Annotated in this window: 8 protein-coding genes; 3 read left to right on the top strand and 5 right to left on the bottom strand. The window is 75.0% G+C overall.

The features are described 5' to 3' along the window. The first annotated feature begins 4 nt into the window (after positions 1–4). The 3 genes from GA0070618_RS20715 (at position 5) to GA0070618_RS20725 (ending at position 3,389) form a co-directional block, all read left to right on the top strand. Entirely contained in the window at positions 5–859 is an 855-nt protein-coding gene (locus GA0070618_RS20715; RefSeq protein WP_088983126.1) for a class II fructose-bisphosphate aldolase, read from the top strand. After that, positions 856–1,791, top strand: a complete 936-nt coding sequence (locus GA0070618_RS20720; RefSeq protein ID WP_197701560.1) for an NAD(P)-dependent oxidoreductase — start codon at positions 856–858, stop codon at positions 1,789–1,791. The genes GA0070618_RS20715 and GA0070618_RS20720 overlap by 4 nt, the downstream gene beginning before the upstream one ends. 386 nt (positions 1,792–2,177) lie before the next feature. Next, positions 2,178–3,389, top strand: a complete 1,212-nt coding sequence (locus GA0070618_RS20725) for an esterase/lipase family protein (RefSeq protein WP_088983127.1) — start codon at positions 2,178–2,180, stop codon at positions 3,387–3,389. A gap of 139 nt (positions 3,390–3,528) precedes the next feature. Here the strand turns inward: GA0070618_RS20725 and GA0070618_RS20730 are convergent, their stop codons facing one another. The 5 genes from GA0070618_RS20730 to GA0070618_RS20750 all read right to left on the bottom strand — a co-directional run bounded on the left by GA0070618_RS20730 (position 3,529) and on the right by GA0070618_RS20750 (position 17,847). Beyond that, on the bottom strand, positions 3,529–4,338 hold the full coding sequence (locus tag GA0070618_RS20730; RefSeq protein ID WP_088983128.1) for an SRPBCC family protein: 810 nt from the start codon (positions 4,336–4,338) through the stop codon (positions 3,529–3,531). Further along, positions 4,331–4,966 carry an ArsR/SmtB family transcription factor gene (locus GA0070618_RS20735; protein ID WP_088983129.1) on the bottom strand — a complete coding sequence of 212 codons (636 nt, stop codon included), beginning with the start codon at positions 4,964–4,966 and terminating at the stop codon, positions 4,331–4,333. Before GA0070618_RS20735 ends, GA0070618_RS20730 begins: the two co-directional genes overlap by 8 nt. A 113-nt stretch (positions 4,967–5,079) precedes the next feature. Beyond that, the gene (locus tag GA0070618_RS20740) at positions 5,080–5,409 is read right to left on the bottom strand and encodes a class I SAM-dependent methyltransferase (RefSeq protein ID WP_088983130.1); all 330 of its coding nucleotides are present in this window, start codon (positions 5,407–5,409) and stop codon (positions 5,080–5,082) included. A gap of 13 nt (positions 5,410–5,422) precedes the next feature. Then, positions 5,423–16,639 (bottom strand): non-ribosomal peptide synthetase/type I polyketide synthase, encoded by an 11,217-nt coding sequence (locus tag GA0070618_RS35205; RefSeq protein ID WP_170107906.1) that lies wholly within the window; start codon positions 16,637–16,639, stop codon positions 5,423–5,425. Next, a complete protein-coding gene (locus GA0070618_RS20750) occupies positions 16,636–17,847 on the bottom strand; it encodes an MFS transporter (protein WP_170107907.1) in 1,212 nt (403 codons plus the stop codon). Before GA0070618_RS20750 ends, GA0070618_RS35205 begins: the two co-directional genes overlap by 4 nt. Between the last annotated feature and the right edge of the window lie 164 nt (positions 17,848–18,011).

Below are 18,011 nucleotides of genomic sequence, written 5' to 3' on the forward strand. Positions count from 1 at the left end.
CACCATGCCCCTCGCCGACCCACGTCCCATCCTCGCCGCCGCCCGCAGCGCGCGACACGGCGTCGGGGCCTTCAACGCGACCCTGCTGGAACATGCCGAGGCCCTGGTCAGCGGGGCTGAGGCCGCCCGTGCGCCACTGGTGTTGCAGATCAGCGAGAACGCGGTCCGCTACCACGGCGGCCTGCGTCCCCTCGCGCTCGCCGCCCGCGCGCTCGCCGAGGCGGCGACGGTCCCCGTCGCGCTGCACCTCGACCACGCGGAGGACGTCGCCCTGGTCCGCGAGGCGGTGGACCTCGGGTTCACCTCGGTCATGTACGACGGCTCCCGACTGCCCGACGACGAGAACCGGGCGGTGACCCGGCAGGTCGTCGCGCACTGCCACGCCCACGACGTCGCGGTCGAGGCGGAACTCGGCGAGGTCGGCGGCAAGGACGGCGTCCACGCCCCGGGCGTGCGGACCGACCCCGCCGAGGCCCGCCGGTTCTGCGAGGAGACCGGCGTCGACGCGCTCGCCGTCGCGGTCGGCACCTCGCACGCGATGGCCTCCCGCGACGCGGTGGTCGACCTGGACCTGGTCGCCGCGATCGCCGAACTGGTGCCGGTGCCCCTGGTGCTGCACGGTTCCTCCGGCGTGGACGACGAGACCCTGCGGGCCGTGGTGGCCCGGGGGATGACGAAGGTCAACATCGCCACCCACCTCAACAAGGTGTTCACCGGCGTGGTGCGTGACCGGCTCGCCGCCGACCCGAAGCTGCTCGACGCGCGCAAGTACGTCGCCCCGGCCCGGGACGCCATGGCAAAGGAGGTCGAGCGCCTGATCACGCTGCTCGGACCGGGCACACCGGAGGTGCGGTCGTGACCGCGCCCCGGATCCTGGTCACTCCCCGGTCGATGTCGAACCCGGACTCGCCCGCCGTGCGGCGGCTGCGGGCGGCCGGCTTCACCGTCGTCACCCCCACCCCGGGCCGGCAGCCGACCGGCGCGGACCTCGCCGCCACCGTCCCGGGCGTCGTCGGCTGGATCGCCGGGGTCGAGCCGATCGGCGCGGACGTCCTGGCCCACGCCGACGCGCTGAAGGTGATCAGTCGCAACGGCGCCGGCCGCGACGCCATCGACGCCGGCGCGGCGGACGCGGCCGGTGTGCGGGTGCTCACCGCCCGGGGCGCCAACGCGCAGGGCGTCGCCGAACTCGCCCTCGCGCTCGCCCTCATGGGCCTGCGCGGACTGCCCGAGGCCAGCGCCGCGCTCCGCGCCGGACAGTGGCGGCGCAGCACCGGACGCGAGGCCGCCGGCCGGACCCTCGGCGTGGTCGGGTTCGGGGCGATCGGACGGCGACTCGCCCAACTGGCCCAGGGGCTCGGCATGCGGGTCGTGGCGCACGACCCGTACGTCACCGACGGCGGTGACGTGCCGCTGCTGCCGCTGGCGGAGCTGCTCCGCAGCAGCGAGGTCGTGTCGCTGCACGTCCCACCGTCCCCGGACGGACCGCTGCTCACCGCCGCCGAACTGGCCCTGCTCCGCGACGACGTGGTCCTGCTCAACACCGCCCGGTCGACCCTCGTCGACGAGGTTGCCCTGCTGACCCAGTTGGAGTCCGGCCGCATCGCGCTGTACTCGGTCGACGCCTTCGACCGGGAGCCGCCGGAGCCGTCGGCCCTGCTCGCCCACCCCCGGGTGGTGCCGACGCCGCACCTGGGCGCCGCGACGGTCGAGAGCGTCGGCCGGGCCTCGGACGCGGCTGTGGACAACCTGCTCACCGCCCTCGCCACCCTCGGCGTCCGGGGCACGTAGGCGCTGGCCCGCTCCTCCTGACGGACCACCGGCGTGCTGCTCACCCTGCTCGGCGTCGGTCTGCTGACCGACGGCGTACGGCTCACCCGGCGGGCGCGGAGCCCTCGAAGCTCGCCGCACCGCCGTGGCAACCCCGGTCGGTCCTGACGGCGGGGCGGCGGAATACCGAATTCGAGTCTGTTTTCCGTTCTGATGTGAGTGAATATCGTGGAGTTTTGACGCGGCAGTGCCGCGGAAATTCCACAGCGCGGGTTTCACGCTTTCGGGGGAATTCTGCGTCGCCAATTGTGGTCTATCGTCCCCGGTAATGGTGGAGGTCACCGGTCCCGCAGCCGCCGCATGGACGTCTTCGTCCGGCCCGGCGCGGGTGTGAGGGGGGAGAGCGCGTGTCCGAACAGGAGCAGGCGGTGGGCAGGACGTCCCTGGCGGCCCGGGTGGCCGGTGCGCCGGCCGTGCCGGTCGAGGTGCCGGCGGCGGACGAGGAGTGGGACGAGGGGATTCCGCACGGTTTCGCAAGGGTCTACTACGCAGACGGCCCGCCAGGGATCCGGCGGCCGGTGGTCATGGCCGACGGTTTCAACCTCGGCCGCAGCGACCTGGACTGGCTCTACCAGGGCCTGGACGGCACCTTCCCGCTGATCACCACGCTCCGGCGACAGGGCCGGACCGTGATCCTGCTCGGCTTCGACGAACGCACCGCCCCGATCACCACCAACGCGGAGGCGGCGATCGCGGTGATCCGGCGGACCACCGAAACCCAGGTCGATGCCGGTCCACTGTCCGTCGGCGGATTCAGCATGGGTGGCCTCATCACCCGCTACGCGCTCGCCCGGATGGAACACGAGAACATCCCGCACCGGACCGCCCTCTATTTCTCCTACGACACCCCGCACCGCGGCGGCCACATTCCCGTCGGCATCCAGGCGTTCGCCCATTTCATTCCCGGGCCCGAGAACGACTTCGCCGTCCAGATGAACAGCCCGGCCGCCAAGGAGATGATGTGGCGGCACTACGACAGCGAGGACGGCACGATCCGCCGGCATCCCGACCGGGATGAATTCCTCGAACAGTTGCGGGCCGTCGGCGAGTGGCCGGTGGGCCCACGGAAGATCGGTGTCGCCAACGGCTCCGGCGAGGGCATGCCGATCCCGGTGGAACCGGGTGAGGTCGCGTTGACCGTCAACGGACTTCTCTTCCCCGGCACGACCTTCCGCATCCAGGCGACCGGCGACGACGTCACGGTCGCCGAACTGGTGCGCACCCTTCCGCCCGCCCGCCAGGTCGTCACGACGAGCGGTTTCCCGGAGATCGACGGGGCGCCGGGCGGCACCCTGGACTCCTACCGGATCATCGCCGAGGCGCTGCGGGAGAACGGCGGCCTGGTCGACCTGCGTAAACCCACGGTGTGCTTCGTGCCCACCGTCAGCGCGGTCGCGATCCGGGACCTCGACGACCAGGACGACCTGTACGCCAAGGTCAACGCGCTCGACCCGAGCGAGAGCGAACTCGACGAGTTCCTCTGCTCCTCCACCACCACCCCGCACACCGCGGTCACCGAGGAACTCTGCACCTGGATCCTCGACCGCCTGCCCGACTGAGCCCCTCCGCCGTACCACCGGTGCCGGCGCGACCTCCTCCACGGACGCGCCGGCACCGGCCCCGACCGTCGAGAGCCCCGCACCGGCGGCCGGGTGACGGCGGTCCGTCGACGGAGACGTCACCGTCAGCCCGCAGTTCTCAGGCCCGGGTGCCGTTCGCGTGGGCTGACGCCCAGGCCGACCACGCCGCTCCCGCCTGCTCCCGGACGGCCGGGCCCCGGTCCCCGTACAGGTACCACCGGAACATGATCGACGTCGTTCCGCCGTACCGCATGCTGGCGACCTCGGCGATTCCCGGCGGCTCGTGCGTGCGGACGGTGACCGACCTGTCGTCGACCTGCTCGACCACACCGGACAGCGCCGGGGCCGGCGCGGCGGTGGCGACCTCGTCGCCGACCTTTCCGGTGCGCAGTCCGGCCACCTCCACCACATCCGGGACCTCGACCGACCCCGGCACCTCCTGCTGCACGAGCAGCGTGGTCACCGGTAGCCCGGCGAAGTGGGTCAGGTAGAGCCGCATGGTGCGCAGGGCCGCGGTCCAGCCGCCGAGGGTCTGGTCGACGTCGTCCCGCCACTCGTCGCCGCCGACGAGGAAGCCGCTGGTCAGTCGGACGACGCAGGTGTCGCCGGAGCGCGCCTCCACCAGGATCTCGGTGTTCCACGTCCGGGTGCCCCGGTCCGGTCCTATCTCCTCGGGCTCGTCGAAGACGAGGCGACGCGGCGGATCCCAGGCGGTGATCGTCCCCTCCGAGGAGCCGTAGGACCCGTGGTACGTGACGATCCGGCCGCCGGGTCCGGGGTCGACCTCGCCCGGGACGAACCAGGTCTCCAGCCCGGGGCCGGTGGCGATCAGCTCCCACACCTGCTCGGGAGTGCCGGGTACGTCCGTCTCGACGACCGCGCGGTAGCGCCCGTCCTCGTCGTCGACGGACGCGCGGATGTCAGTCATGGGTCTGCTCCCTGCTCGGGCCAGCCGCTGCTGGCGTGTGCTGCGGAATCGGGTAGGCGCCGACGACCAGGCGGTGACGTCGTCCCGTCGTCCCGCCCTCGACGTGGTGTCGGGCGATCACGGCGGTGACGGCTTCGGCTAGGTCCCGGGCGAAGTCCGCTCGCGCCGTAGGGCTGCTGAACGTGATCTCGGCGTCGAGGGCGAACGTCTCGGCCTGTCGCCCGGTGTCCCGGGACCGGCGCAGCAGGGCGCCGACCTCCTGTACGACCCGGCCGGCGACCGCGACCAGATACGCGGCGGAGAGCCGGTCCGGGCGTTCGCCCGACACCGGGCGCGCGGCGGCGGCACCGAGCACCTCGGGCGAGACGAGGTACGCCTCGGCCGTGGCGACGAGCAGCCGTTCGGTGAGCCCGCCCCAGCGCCGCTCGCCCGCACCGGTCACCAGGCCCTGCGATTCGAGCTGCCGGGCGTGGTAGTGCACCCGTTGGCGGGGCAGGCCGAGCACCCGGGCCAGCTCGGTCGCCGAGCGGGGCTGGCGAAGCTCGGCGAGCATGCGGGACCGGACCGGATCGAGTGCCACGATCGCCGCGGCCGGAGCCGCGATCACGTCTACCGCGTCGATGGACATGGCCACAGCCTGCCCTTGACAAGAAATCCTGTCAAGGAACCTCGCAGGTGGGGACCTCGGTCGTCGAAGCCGGTACGGGCCGCCGACCGGAGCGGGCGGGAGGCGCGGCCCGGTCAGCCGGCGGCGGGCCGACGGGCCAGCAGGCACGCCCCCTGCGGAGCGTCCGGTTCCTGGGTGACCAGCCGCGCGGTGACGGTGAACCCAACCCGCTCCAGCAGCCCGGCGACCCGCTCCGGCGGATGCCGGTAGGACTCGACGGTGACCGGGTGGCCGTAGGCGCGGTCCCGACGGACGAGTTCGTCGCCGGCATGGAAACCGAGCAGCAGGTGCCCGCCGGGAGCGAGGGTGCGGTGGAACTCCGCGACGATCGTCGGCAGGACCTGCGGCGGGGTGTGGACGATCGACCACCAGGCGACGATCCCGCCGAGCCGCGCGTCGGTCACCGGCTGACGGTGCTCACGGCCGGGTGCCGCCCGGCCACCTCCCCGCTGCCGGCAGCCGGTAGCCGGACGGGTCGGCGAGCGCGGCGGTGAGCAGGTCGACGTACTCGGCGCACCACCGGGCCACGGTGGCGCGGTCGTACAGGTCGGTGGAGTACTCCACCACCCCGCGCAGCACCGGCCCGGCGGGCGAGAACACCACCCCCAGGTCACGGCGGGCGCAGGCCAGGCCCTGGTCCACCACCTCCGTGTCCAGGTCGGGCAGGGACAGCGACGGGATCCCCGGGTTCCAGCCGAACAGGGCGGTGCCGACCGGCGGCGGCTCCCCGGGCCGCCACGTCGGGTCGACGGCGGCGTAGATCGTGCCCACCGGGGCCGGCTGGTGACGCAGCGCGTCCAGGAACACCCGGTCGGTGCGGGCCACCAGGTCGGCGAAGGAGTCCGCCCCGGCCAGCGGCACCCGCAGCGGGACGACGCTGGTGAACAGGCCGACGACCGGTTCGACGTCGGCGGCGTCCCGGTGCGCGTACGGGGCGGCGAGCACCACGTCGGCCGTCCCGGTGAGCCGGCCGATCAGCAGCGCCCATCCACCGGCCAGGACGGGCAGGACGCTGCCGGACGAACCGGCGGCCCCACGTACCCGGTCGGCGAGGGCGGCGGGGAGGTCGAAGGCGTACTCGTCGCCGTCACCGCTCAGCTTCGCCGGCCGCAGCCGGTCGGCCGGCGGGGACACGCTCCTCGGCGCGCCCGTCAACTGCTCCCGCCAGTACCGCCGGACCGGCTCCGGCGTGCCGGTGTCCCGTTGCCGGCGGGCGTACCCGGTGTAGCGGAGACCACCGGTCCGCTCGCCGGGGAGGGACCGGCCGGACCGCAGTGCCGGGTACGCCTCCGCCAGCTCACGCAGCAACTGCTGGATGGACCAACCGTCGCCGTTGAGGTGGTGGACGACGAGCATGAGCACGTGCCGGTCGCCGGCCAGCCGCGCCAGCCGGGCCCGCAGCCACGGTCCGTCGTCCGGGAACGGCTCCCGGCCGGTCGTGATGCACCAGGCGTCCACCTCCGACCCGGACACGTCCGTCACGGGCACGACCAGCGGCCGGTGGGGGAGCACCTCCTGGGTGAGCGTGCCGTCCCGTTCGACCAGGCGGGTCCGCAGCGCGCCGTGCCGGGCGACCAGGGCGTCCAGCGCCGCCCGCAGCGCCGGCACGTCGAGGTCGCCGGTGAGGGCGACCCGGACCGGCATGTGCACCGCGGCCGGGTTCGGAGCCCGTCGCTGGCCGTGCCACATCAGCTCCTGCTGGTACGTCGCCGGCGCGCTCTCCTCGACGCCGTCTCCGCCGGTGGCGGCCGGGTCGACGATCGTGTCCTCCCCGACCGCCACCGGGGTGGTGAGGGCGGCGGCCATGGCCCGGATGCCGGGGGCCTGGAGGACCCGGTGCACGCCGACCTCGGTGCCGAGCAGCCCGGACAGCCGGTTGGCGAGGCGGACGGCGGCCAGCGAGTGCCCACCGGCGGTGAAGAACGGCGCGTCCAGGGGTAGTCGTTCCACGCCCAGCTCGGCGCACCAGGCGTCGTGGACGAGCCGTTCCACACCCGCCTGCGGCACCTGGTCGCCGGCCGCCACCTCCGGGGCGGGCAACCGGGCCAGGTCGACCTTGCCGCTCTCCCCGAGGGGCAGCGCGTCCAGCAGCACCCACGCCCGGGGCACCAGGTACGGCGGGAGCCGGTCGGCCAGGGCGGCGGTCAACCGGGCCGTGCGGACGGCCGGCGGCTCATCGTCGTCGGCCGGCACCACGTACGCGGCCAGGTACGGCTCGTCACCCCGGTCGTACCGGGCGACGACGGCGGCCTGCCGGACGCCGGGCAGCTGGACGAGCGCTGCGGCGGCCTCGCCCGGCTCGACCCGGTGACCGGCGATCTTGACCTGGTCGTCGAGGCGACCGAGGAACTCCAGGGTCCCGTCGCCGCGTACCCGTACCCGGTCCCCGGTCCGGTACATCCGGGCACCGGGCACGGTCGAGTACGGGTCGGGCGTGAAGGCCCCGGCGGTCTCCGCCGGCCGATCGAGGTAGCCCCGGGCCAGCCCGTCGCCGCCCACGTGCAGCTCGCCGGCCGCTCCGGGTGGGACGGGTCGGCCGTGCGGGTCGAGCACGTACAGGCGGTGGGCGGCGACGGGGCCACCGATGTCGATCGGGCCGGTGCCGTCCGGGGCCACCGGCCCGGCGGTGGTGACGATGGCGGCCTCGGTCGGGCCGTACGCGTTGACGACGGTGGCCGGGAACCCGGCCGGCGGCCGGCGGCGTAGCTGGCTGCCCCCGACCACCAGGGTCCGCAGCGTGGCGGGGGCCGGCACGGGGGACGCGAAGACCAGCTCCGCGAGGGATGCCGGCAGGAACGCCACGGTGACCCCGTGCCGGGCCCACCAGGCGCACAGCGCCGCCGGGTCGGCGCGGACCTCGTCCGGTACGAGCTGGACGGTCGCCCCGGCGGCGAGCGCCGGCCAGATCTCGGCGAGGTTCGCGTCGAAGCCGAGGCCGAGCCCGTGGGCGACGACGTCCGTGCCGGTCAGCCCGAGCGCCGCCACGTGCCAGGCGACGGCGTGGAAGGCCGGGCGGTGCGGTACCAGCACCCCCTTCGGGCGACCGGTGGAGCCGGAGGTGTAGACGCACCAGGCGAGGTGGTCCGGCCCGGACCCGGCGGGCGGGTCGGAACCGGCCGGCGGGCGGGGCGCTTCCGCGTCCCCGGCCCCGACCGCGGCGACGTCGACCTCCTCGACCAGCAGTCGGGGCGGGGCCACCGGACGGTCGAGCGCGGTGAAGGTGACCACCAGCCGGGCACTGCTGTCGGCGAGGAGGGCGGCCAGCCGGGCGGGCGGCAGGTCGGGGTCGAGCGGCAGGAAGGCCGCTCCGGCGAGCAGCACCCCGAGCTGCGCCGCGACCAGTTCCGGCCGCCGGGGCAACAGCACCGCGACCAGGTCGTCCGCCCCGATGCCCGCGGCGGTGACCTCCCGGGCCAGCGCCTCGGCCCACACCCGCAGCTCCCGGTACGTCCAGCGGGCCGCGCCACCGACCACCGCCGGCGCGTCCGGCGTCCGACCGGCCTGCCAGAGGACCAGGTCGTGCAGTCGGTCGGCGGTCTGCGCAATGTCCCGCCCGGCGTGCACCTCGACGGTCTCGGACAGCCGGGACAGCGGGACGTCCGGTTCCCTGGTCAGCCGGTCGAGCAGCCGGACCCAGTGGTCGAGCAGCCTGCGGACGGTCACCGGATCGAACACCTCGGTGCGGTACTCGACGTGGCAGCGGACGGTGTCGGTGTGCGACAGGTAGACCATGAGGTCGACCGGTGCCTTGTCCAGTCCCACCGGCAGCGGTTCGGCGGTCACGCCGGGCAGGTCGAAGGCGAACGCACCGCCGGTCTCGTACTCGACGACGACGTCGAACAGCGGGTGCCGGCCGGCCTCCCGGTGCGGGGCGAGCGCCCGGACCAGGGCGTCGAACGGCACGGCGGCGTGCTCGTAGGCGTCGGCGGCGGCGGCCCGGACGCGGGTGAGGACCTCGCGGAAGGTCGGGTCGCCGGTGAGGTCCAGCCGCAACGGCAGGGTGTCGACGAAGAAGCCGACCAGGTCAGCGGTGCGCTCGTCCCGGCCGTTGAACCCGGTGCCGACCACCAGGTCCGGCTGCCCGCTGAACCGGAACAGCATGACGCCGAAGGCGCTGAGGAGGGTGGTGAACGGGGTGACCCGCTCGGCCCCGCTGAACCGGCGGATCCGGACGGCCAGCTCGGCCGGGACCTCGGTGAAGACGCTCCGGCCGGCCGGTGAGGGCAGGGCCGGACGGGTCAGGTCGGAGGGGAGGACGAGGGTGGGCGGCGGCGGATCGAACCGGGCCAGCCAGTACCGCAGGTCCGCCTCGTCGACGGCGGTAGCCCGCCCGGCAGCGGTCCGGGCCAGCTCCGGATAGTCGACCGGCAGGGCGGCCAGCTCCGGCGCGGTGCCGGCCAGCCGGGCCCGGTAGGCGACCGAGACCTCCCGGGTGAGGACGGCGTACGAGCCACCGTCGGTGGACAGGTGGTGGAACGCCAGCACCAGCACGTGGTGGTCGGCGGAGAGCCGCAGCAGCGTGAACGCGAACACGGGGCCCTCGGCCAGGTCGAAGACCCGTCGGCTCTCCCCGGCCATCGTCTCCGCGACGGCCGGCTCCTCGGCCCGTCCGGTCAGGTCCCGTACCGGCAGCTCCACCGGCACCACCGGCCGGACGACCTGGCACGGCTCGCCGTCGACCTCGCGGTAAGTGGTGCGCAGTGGGGCGTGCCGGGCCACCACGTCACCGAGCGCGCCGCGCAGCGCCGCCACGTCCAGCGGGCCGCGCAGTCGCACCGCCACCGCCTCGGTGTACGCCGGCGTGCCGGGGTGGAGCTGCTCGACCAGCCACAGCCGGCGCTGTCCGGGCGTCAGCGGCGCGATCTCCTTCCGGCCTGCCTGCCGGGTGCGGCGGCGCGGGCCGGTCTCCTCCCGGCCCGGCTGCCTGGTCCGGCGTGACGTGGCCCGCCGCAGCGCGTCGATGAAGGGCAGGCCGGCGCGGACGGCGGGGGCGGGCAGGCCGAAGTCCACGAAACAGGCGATCTCGTCGGCGCCCGCGTCGAGCACCGCGTCCAGCACGCCACGGCAGCTCTCCGGGGTGCCGATCAGCGCCCGCTGCTCGCAGTACCGCCGGTACGCCCGGGACAGCACGAACCGGACGTCCTCGTCCGGGGTGTCGGCCAGGTCGATGCTCATCCCGAGGCTGTTCACCACCTGCCCGAGCAGGCTGAACGACGACCGCAGGTACGCGCAGAACGGGTCGAACGCCGCCTCGCGCACCCGGTCGAGGTCGTCGCCGAGGTACGTGTGCAGCAGCACCACCACCCGACCGGCGGCCGGGTCGAGGCCGTGCTCGGCGCGGGTCCGCCGGTACAGGGCGATGTTCTCGGCGAGCTGGGCGACGTCCTGGGTCATCAGGTTCGTCACCACCCCGACGTCGCGCCGGGCGGCCTCCCGGTAGCTGTCCGGGTTGCCGACGATCGCGGTGAAGAACGGCGGGGCGTCCTGCACCGGCCGGGGGAAGAGCCGGACGTCGACCGGGTCGCCGCTGCCGGACGTGGCGCTGACCGCGTCGCCCCGCCAGAGCCGGCGCACCGTCTCCAGGTGCTCGTACATCACCTGCTTGTGCCGGCCGAAGTTCTCCGGCTGGAAGACGAAGTCGTTGGCGTGCCAGCCGGGGGCACAGCCGAGCCCGACCCGGCCGCCGGAGAGGTTGTCCACCATGGACCACTCCTCGGCCACCCGGACCGGGTGGTGCAGGGGCAGCACCACCGAGCCGGCGTTCAGCCGGATCCGTTCGGTCCGGACGGCGAGCGCGGCGGCGAGCACCGACGGGTTCGGGAAGTTGCCGCCGAAGGAGTGGAAGTGCCGCTCCGGGAACCAGACGGCGTGGAACCCGTGGGTGTCGGCGTACTGCGCGGCGTCGAGGATCAGGCCGTACCGGTCGTCGGCGCGCTGGTCGGGGTAGTCCCCGAAGAAGTACAGGCTGACGTCGACGGTCTCCCCGGTCTCCCCGGTCTCCCCGGTCTCCCCGGCCCCGACCTCGTCCGTCCCGATCCCCCCGGGCCCGGCCGCCTGCGTGGAGGCACCCGGGTCAACCGGGCCTGCCGCTACCGCCCGGGCCGGGGTCGTCCGGGCCGGGCCCTCGGCGGTCACCGCCGTCGGGGTGGTCGCCCCTGCCGCGCCGAGCAGGGCGAGTTGCTGCTGCATCAGGTCGAGCTGGCGGTGGATGATCGCGCTCAGGTCGCTTCCCGCCACCACTCCCTCGACCGCTCCGCCGCCCATCGCCCGTTCCGGCCGCGCGCCACCCCGTTGATCCACTCCAGATGCGGTGACCGGGGGTGTCCCGGGCCCTTCGACAGCCCGACCTGCCGCATCTCGCGGCGCAGCCGACGACGTCGCCGGTGCCGGCGACGGGGCATCTCCGGGCAGGGATCGGCCGGAGCCGGCGATGATCCGCTCGGCGAGTCGACGCGGGGTGTCGACGTCCTCGAAGAGCTCCCGGATCGGCACCCGGACCCCGTAGGCCTGGTCGATCTCCCGGGACATGCTGATCAGCAGCAGGGAGTCCGCCCCGAGGGAGAAGAAGGTCTCGTCGGGGCCGACCGCCGCGACCTCCAGCCCCAGCTTGCTGGCGGTCAACGCGCGGACCCGGTCCAGCACCGCGCCGTCGACCGCCGCGTCGCCGTCGGCGTCGGCGGGGGCTGCCTGGCTGGCCGGGACGGGCAGGGGGGCCGGGACGGCGTTCGCCGGTGCGGTGGGGTCGGGTGCGGGGCCCTGTGGAGCTGCCCGCACCGGCGGGGCAGCACCATCAGCCGAAGCCGAAGCCGAAGCCGAAGCCGGAGCCGAGGTCGAAGCCGAGGTCGAAGCCGAAGCCGAAGCCGGGACCGGAACCGGGTCGGCGTCGATCCAGTACCGGCGGCGCTGGAACGGGTACCCGGGCAACGACACCCGGCGTCCGGCGCAGCCCTCGGTGATCGCCACCCAGTCGACCGGAGCGCCCGCGCAGTACAGCTCCGCCACGGCCTGCCACACCCCGTCGACCGGGTCGAGGCCGCGTCGCTGGGACGGGATCCAGGTCGCCGTCGACCGGGTCGTCCGGGCCAGTCGGGTGAGCGCGGCCTCCGGTCCCGCCTCGACGAACGTCCGGCAGTCCCGGTCGACGGCCGTCCGGACGGCGGCGTGGAACTCGACGGTCCCACGCGCCTGCCGGTACAGGTGCTCGGCGTCGGGCCGCCAGCCCGGCTCGCGGACCCGACCGTCGACGGTGCTGACCACCGGGACCCGGACCGGCCGCAGGTCCACCCGCGCGGCCAACTCCCGCAGGCGGTCCCGCAGCGGCTCGATCGCCGCGCAGTGGAAGGCCCGGGTCACCGGCAACCGCCGGGTCGACAGTCCGAGCCGGGCGGCCCGGGCGGCGACGGTGGCGACCGCGTCGGGTGACCCGGCCAGGACGTGTCGTTCCGGTCCGTTCACCACGGCGACCTCCACCGGAGTGCCGGTGACCAGGTCGTCGACGACCGTCCGTTCGGCGAGCACCGCCAGCATCGCGCCCGGCTCCAGCTCGTCGTGCATGAGCCGGCCACGCCAGGCGGCGAGGCGTACCGCGTCGGCGAACGGGAGCGCGCCGGCCACGGCCAGGGCGGTGTACTCGCCGACGCTGTGGCCGAGCACGTAGTCGGGGGTGACCCCCCAGGAGCGCCACAGCTCGGCGAGGGCCAGTCCGACGACGACCAGCACCGGCTGGGCCAGGTCGGTGGCGGGCCCGGCGGGGTCGGGAGCGTCCCGCAGCCGGGCGAGGAGGTCACCGCCGACCGCGTCCCGGTACGCCGACGCGGCCTCGGCCAGGACGTCCCCTACCACCGGGAAGTGCTCCGCGAGCGGCAGCAGCACCGGACGGAGGTCGCCCTGTCCGGGGAAGGCCAGCACGATCGGCCCGGCGGCGGCCGTGCCGGTGACCACGGTGTCCGAGGCGGCGGTGCCGGCGACGAACCGGTCCAGTGCCGAGGCGAGGGCGGCGGGGGAGCCGCCCCGCGCGACGAGTCGGTGCCGCAGGTGCCGGCGACCCCGTCCCGTGGTGGTCACCAGGTCCGCCAGGGCCAGGTCGGGGTGGGCGTGGAGGTGGTCCCGGTGGCGGGTGGCGAGCGCGATGAGGGCGGCCGGGTCGTTCGCCGAGAGCGGCAGCAGGCCGGGAGCGGTGGCCTGCGGGCGGACGGTGCCCAGCGGGACGGCATCGGTCGGAGCGACGGCTGCGACACCGGCGGCCGACGCAGTGGTGGACGGGGCGACGACCGGCTCGGGCGGCTGCTCGACGATGACGTGGGCGTTGGTGCCGCCGACGCCGAGGGCGCTCACCGCCGCCCGGCGTGGGGTGCCGGACCCGGACCACCCGACGCCGGTGGTGGTGACGGTGAACGGGGCCAGGTCGACCGCCGGCCGGGTGAAGTTGATCTGCGGGGGGATCCGGCCGGTCCGGACCGCCAGTACCGCCTTGACCAGCCCGGCCATGCCGGCGCAGCTGTCCAGGTGACCGATGTTCGCCTTGACCGAGCCGAGGAACGGCCGGGCCGACGCGTACGCCTCGGCGAGGGCGTGGTGTTCCACCGGGTCGCCGAGGGCGGTGCCGGTGCCGTGTGCCTCGACGTACCCGATCGACGCGGCGGGCACGGCGGCGTCCCGCAGCGCCTGCCGGATCACCTCGACCTGCCCGGTCACGCTCGGCGCGGTGAAGCCGACCTTGCCCGCGCCGTCGTTGTTCACCGCCGAGCCGAGGATCACCGCGTACACCGGGTCGCCGTCGGCGACGGCGCGGGCGTACGGCTTGAGCACCACCGCCGCGACCCCGTTGCCGCCGACCGTGCCGTCGGCGGCGGCGTCGAAGGGGCGGCACCGGCCCTGCGCGGAGAGGATCGAGCCGGGGGTGTGCCGGTAGCCGGTGACCTGGGGGACGTGCACGGCGACGGCGCCGGCCACCGCCAGGTCGGCGTCCCCGGTGAGCAGCGCGCGGGCGGCCAGGTGTACCGCGACCAGGGAGGTGGAGCAGGCGGTCTGCACGGTGACCGCCGGCCCGGTCAGCCCCAGCCGGTACGCGACCCGGGTGGCCAGGAAGTCCGGCTGGTTGCCCAGTGCCGCGCCGATCGTCGTGGCTGGGTCGTCGACCCGGGTGGCCGCGTCGAGGTTGTTCCGCAGGTAGGTGTGGTGGGTGTAGAGGTTCATCCCGCCACCGGCGAAGAGCCCGACCCGGGCCCGGTCGCCGGCACCGGCGTACCCGGCGTCCTCCAGGGCGTGCTGACAGGTCTCCAGGAAGAGCCGGTGCTGCGGGTCGAGCAGTTCGGCCTCCCGGGCACTGATGCCGAAGAAGCCCGCGTCGAAGCCGGTGACGTCGTCGAGGACGCCGCTGGCCGCGACGAATCCGGGGGCGTCCGCGTCCGGCACGCGCGCGCCGGCCAGCTCCTCGGGGGTGAAGAAGCGGACGCTCTCCACCCCGGCGAGGAGGTTCGACCAGAACTCGTCGACGTCGGCGGCACCGGGGAAGCGGCCCGCCATGCCGATGACGGCGATCCGGTGGTCCCGGTCCACCGGTGCGGGGCCGGTGGCGTCGGCCGGGGCGGTGTCGGTGAGGTGCCGGACGAGCGCGTCGACGGTCGGGTGCGCGAAGAACGCCGGGGGCGGGACCGACCGGCCGAGGGCCTGTTCGAGCAGGGCCCGGAGCCGGACGATCTCCACCGAGCCGATGCCGAGCTCCCAGAGCGGCCGGTCGGTGTCGACCGGGCCGCCGAGCAGGTCACCGAGTGCGTCCAGGACCGCTCGGCGCACCGCCGCCCGGGAGGGCGGGGCACCTGCGTGCCCGTCCGACGGGGAAACGGCCGGGGAAACGGCCGGGACGGGGAAGGACGGCGTGTCGGCGGCCGGGACCGGGCGGCGGTCGGCGTCGAAGTCGCCGGAGGTGAGGCGGCGGCGCAGCGCGGCCCGCTGGATCTTCCCGCCGGTGGTGCGGGGGAACTCCGCTTCGGGCACCGCGACGACCCGGGCCGGCGCGATGCCCCAGCGTCGGGCCACCGCGGCGGTGACGTCCCGGGCCACCTCCGACGCCGGCCGGCCCGCGTCGGGGTCGGGCACGTGGAACAGGACCAGCGACTCGGTTCCGGTACGGGGATCGGGCACACCGCAGGCGGCGACCAGCCCGGCGGCGACGCCGGACACCTCCCCGGCGACCTGCTCGACCTCGTGGCAGGGCAGGTTGTGCCCGTTGATGATGATCAGGTCCTTCTCCCGGCCGGTGACGGTGATCCGGCCGTCCACCATGTACGCCAGGTCGCCGGTGTCCCACCAGCCGCCGGGGCGCTGGGCGGCGCGGGTCGCCTCCGGGTCGCCGAGGTAGCCGGGGGTGATCCGGGGCGAACGGACCTGGAGCCGTCCGATCCGCCCCTCGGGCAGCACCTCGTCGTCCCGGCCGACGATCCGCAGGGCGGCACCGGGGGCGGGCGCGCCGACGGAGAGGAACTCGACGCAGTCGGCGGGATCCTCGTCGGCGGTGGCCCACTCCAGGTCGCCGTCGAGGCTGGCGGCGCGGACCCGCTGCCGGCAGCCCGGCTCGCCGAGGGACGCGAAGGTGATCGCGGTGCAGGTCTCGGACATCCCCCAGGCCGGGGTCATCGCGGCGGCCGGCACGCCGGTCGCCGCCTCGAAGGCGTCGAAGGTCTCCGGCCGGCACTGCTCGCCGCCGCTGACCATCCGCCGTACGTGCCGCAGCTCCCACCGGGGGCCCGGATCGCGGGCCACCGCGTCGGCCACCAGCCGGAGTCCGAAGTTCGGCGCCCAGCTGTGGGTGACCCGGTGCCGGCGCATCAGTTCCAGCCAGCGCAGCGGGTCGGCCAGCACCCGGTCGGTGTCGACGTGGACGCTGGTCGCGCCGAGGAACACCCCGGCGAGGTGGTAGAGGAGCAGCCCGGCGACGTGGTCCACCGGGAGCCAGTTGAGCAGCACGTCACCGGGGCGGATGTCGAGCATCTCCCGCGCGCCCACGGCGTACTGGGACAGACCGAGGTGGGTCAGCGGGATGATCTTCGGGGTGCCGGTGCTGCCGGAGGAGAGTTGCAGCACCGCCACCTCCTCCGGCCCGGCGTGGTGGTCGGTGTCCGGCCCGGGCCGCTGACCGTCGGCCAGTTCGGCCACGGTGACCACCCGCCCGCCGAACGGGAGATGACGCAGTCCGACCGCGTCGGCCGCCCCGGCGACGACGACCGGTTCCCCGAGTGTTCGCCAGGCGTGCCGGAGCGCGTCGAGCGCCGGGGAGTCCCCGGCGTGGCCGGGCCCGGCGGCGGTGGTCAGCGGCACCACCCCGGCCAGCACGCAACCGAAGAACGCCGGCCAGTACTCGACGGACGCGGCGACCCGCAGGATCGCGTACCCGCCGGGGTCCACGTTCCGGGCCCGCAGGCCGTCGCGGACCGCGCGGGCCCGGTCGAGCAGGTCGGGGTGGGCCAGGAAGTCGGTGTCGCCGTCGGTGGCGACCAGGTGGAGGCCGGCCTCGGGGAACCGTTCCGCCGCGCGGGTGAGCGCCTCGCCCAGGGTCCGGGGGTGCTTCGGGTCGTCGGGCAGCTCGGCACCGTGGCTGACGGCGGGACGACGGCCGGACGGGCGGGGAACGGTCACGGGGCTACCTCGGCAGGTTGACGGCGTGCTGCGGTCCGGAGGCGGACGTGGGCCACGAGGAAGACGAGCGCGACGGCCAGGGCCAGCCCGTGGGCGGCCCCGACGACCGGCAGCGGCGGGAACCGGTCCAGCAGCGCGGCACAGACGATCATGCCGAGCCCGAAACCGGCGTTCTGCGCCGCGCTGGCGAAGCCGAACAGGCGGGGCCGCAGGTCGGCGTCGACCGCCTGGAGGCGGGTGGTGTAGCTGATCTCGGCGTAGCCGTCGGCCGCGCCGGCGGCCAGGGTCACCGGGACCAGCAGCCAGACCGGCAGGCCGGTGAAGGCGAGCACGAAACAGACCGACATCAGGCAGGTGGCGACGCCGAAGGGCAGTTCCGTGGGGCCTCGCCCCGAGCGTTTCGCCCGCCGGGCGGCCCAGCGGCCGGCGAGCAGGCTGCCCGCCGCCCAGGCGGTGGTGAAGGTGGCGGCGAACGTGGCGGGGGAGTCGGGGCGGACCAGGGTCGCGTACACCGGCAGGCCGACGTTGTGCGAGGCGGAGCCGAACGCGTCGGCGGCGCGTACCGCGATCATCGCCGGCACCACCGGGGCGACGGCCCGCAGCAGGCCGAACCGGCCGGGCGCGCGCCCGGCGACGGTGGTTCGCCCGGTGGTGGGGGCAGGGCGGTCGGCGGCGGGGGTGCGCCGGGCCACCGGGAGCAGGAGCAGGGCGGAGAGCAGGTACGTGGCGGCGTCGACCAGGAACGCCACGTGGTAGCCGAGCCACCCCACCAGCACGCCCGCCGAGGCGAACCCGAGCAGCATCCCCACCGAGCGCAGCGTGACCACCAGGCCGTTGGCCCGGGTCAACCGGTCCGCGCCGACCATGGTGGGCAGGTGCGCGCGCATCGCCACGCCCCAGAGCGTCTGGCCGGCGCCGAGCGCGACCGCGAGTCCGTACAGCACGGGGGTCCGGGCCCCGGCGGGGACCGTGACGAGCAGGACGAGCATGCCGGCCGCGAGCAGGTCGGCGCCGATCATCAGGTACGGGCGACGGTGGCGGGCGGCGAGCCGGCCGGCGACCGGCCCGGTGAGGAACCCGGCGGCCAGGCGGACGGCCATGAAGACGCCGGTCTGCACCGGGGAGCCGGTCAGGTGCAGCACGAACAGGCCCAGCGCCACCAGGTTCAGGAAGCTGCCGAAGGTCGACACGGCGTGTGCGGTGGCCACCAGCCGAAGATCGCCCCACGACTGGTCCGCCCCTGCTGGCCCGCCCAACCTGATCTTCCCCCCGTCGCGTGACTGGCAATCATGCCGTCGACGGCAATGCATTTCAATTCCCGGATGCCGGACGCACGCCCGGTGACCGGCCCGGCACGGGAGTTGGGCAGAAT

It is taken from the genome of Micromonospora echinospora, assembly GCF_900091495.1.
GTDB classification, from domain to species: Bacteria; Actinomycetota; Actinomycetes; order Mycobacteriales; family Micromonosporaceae; genus Micromonospora; species Micromonospora echinospora.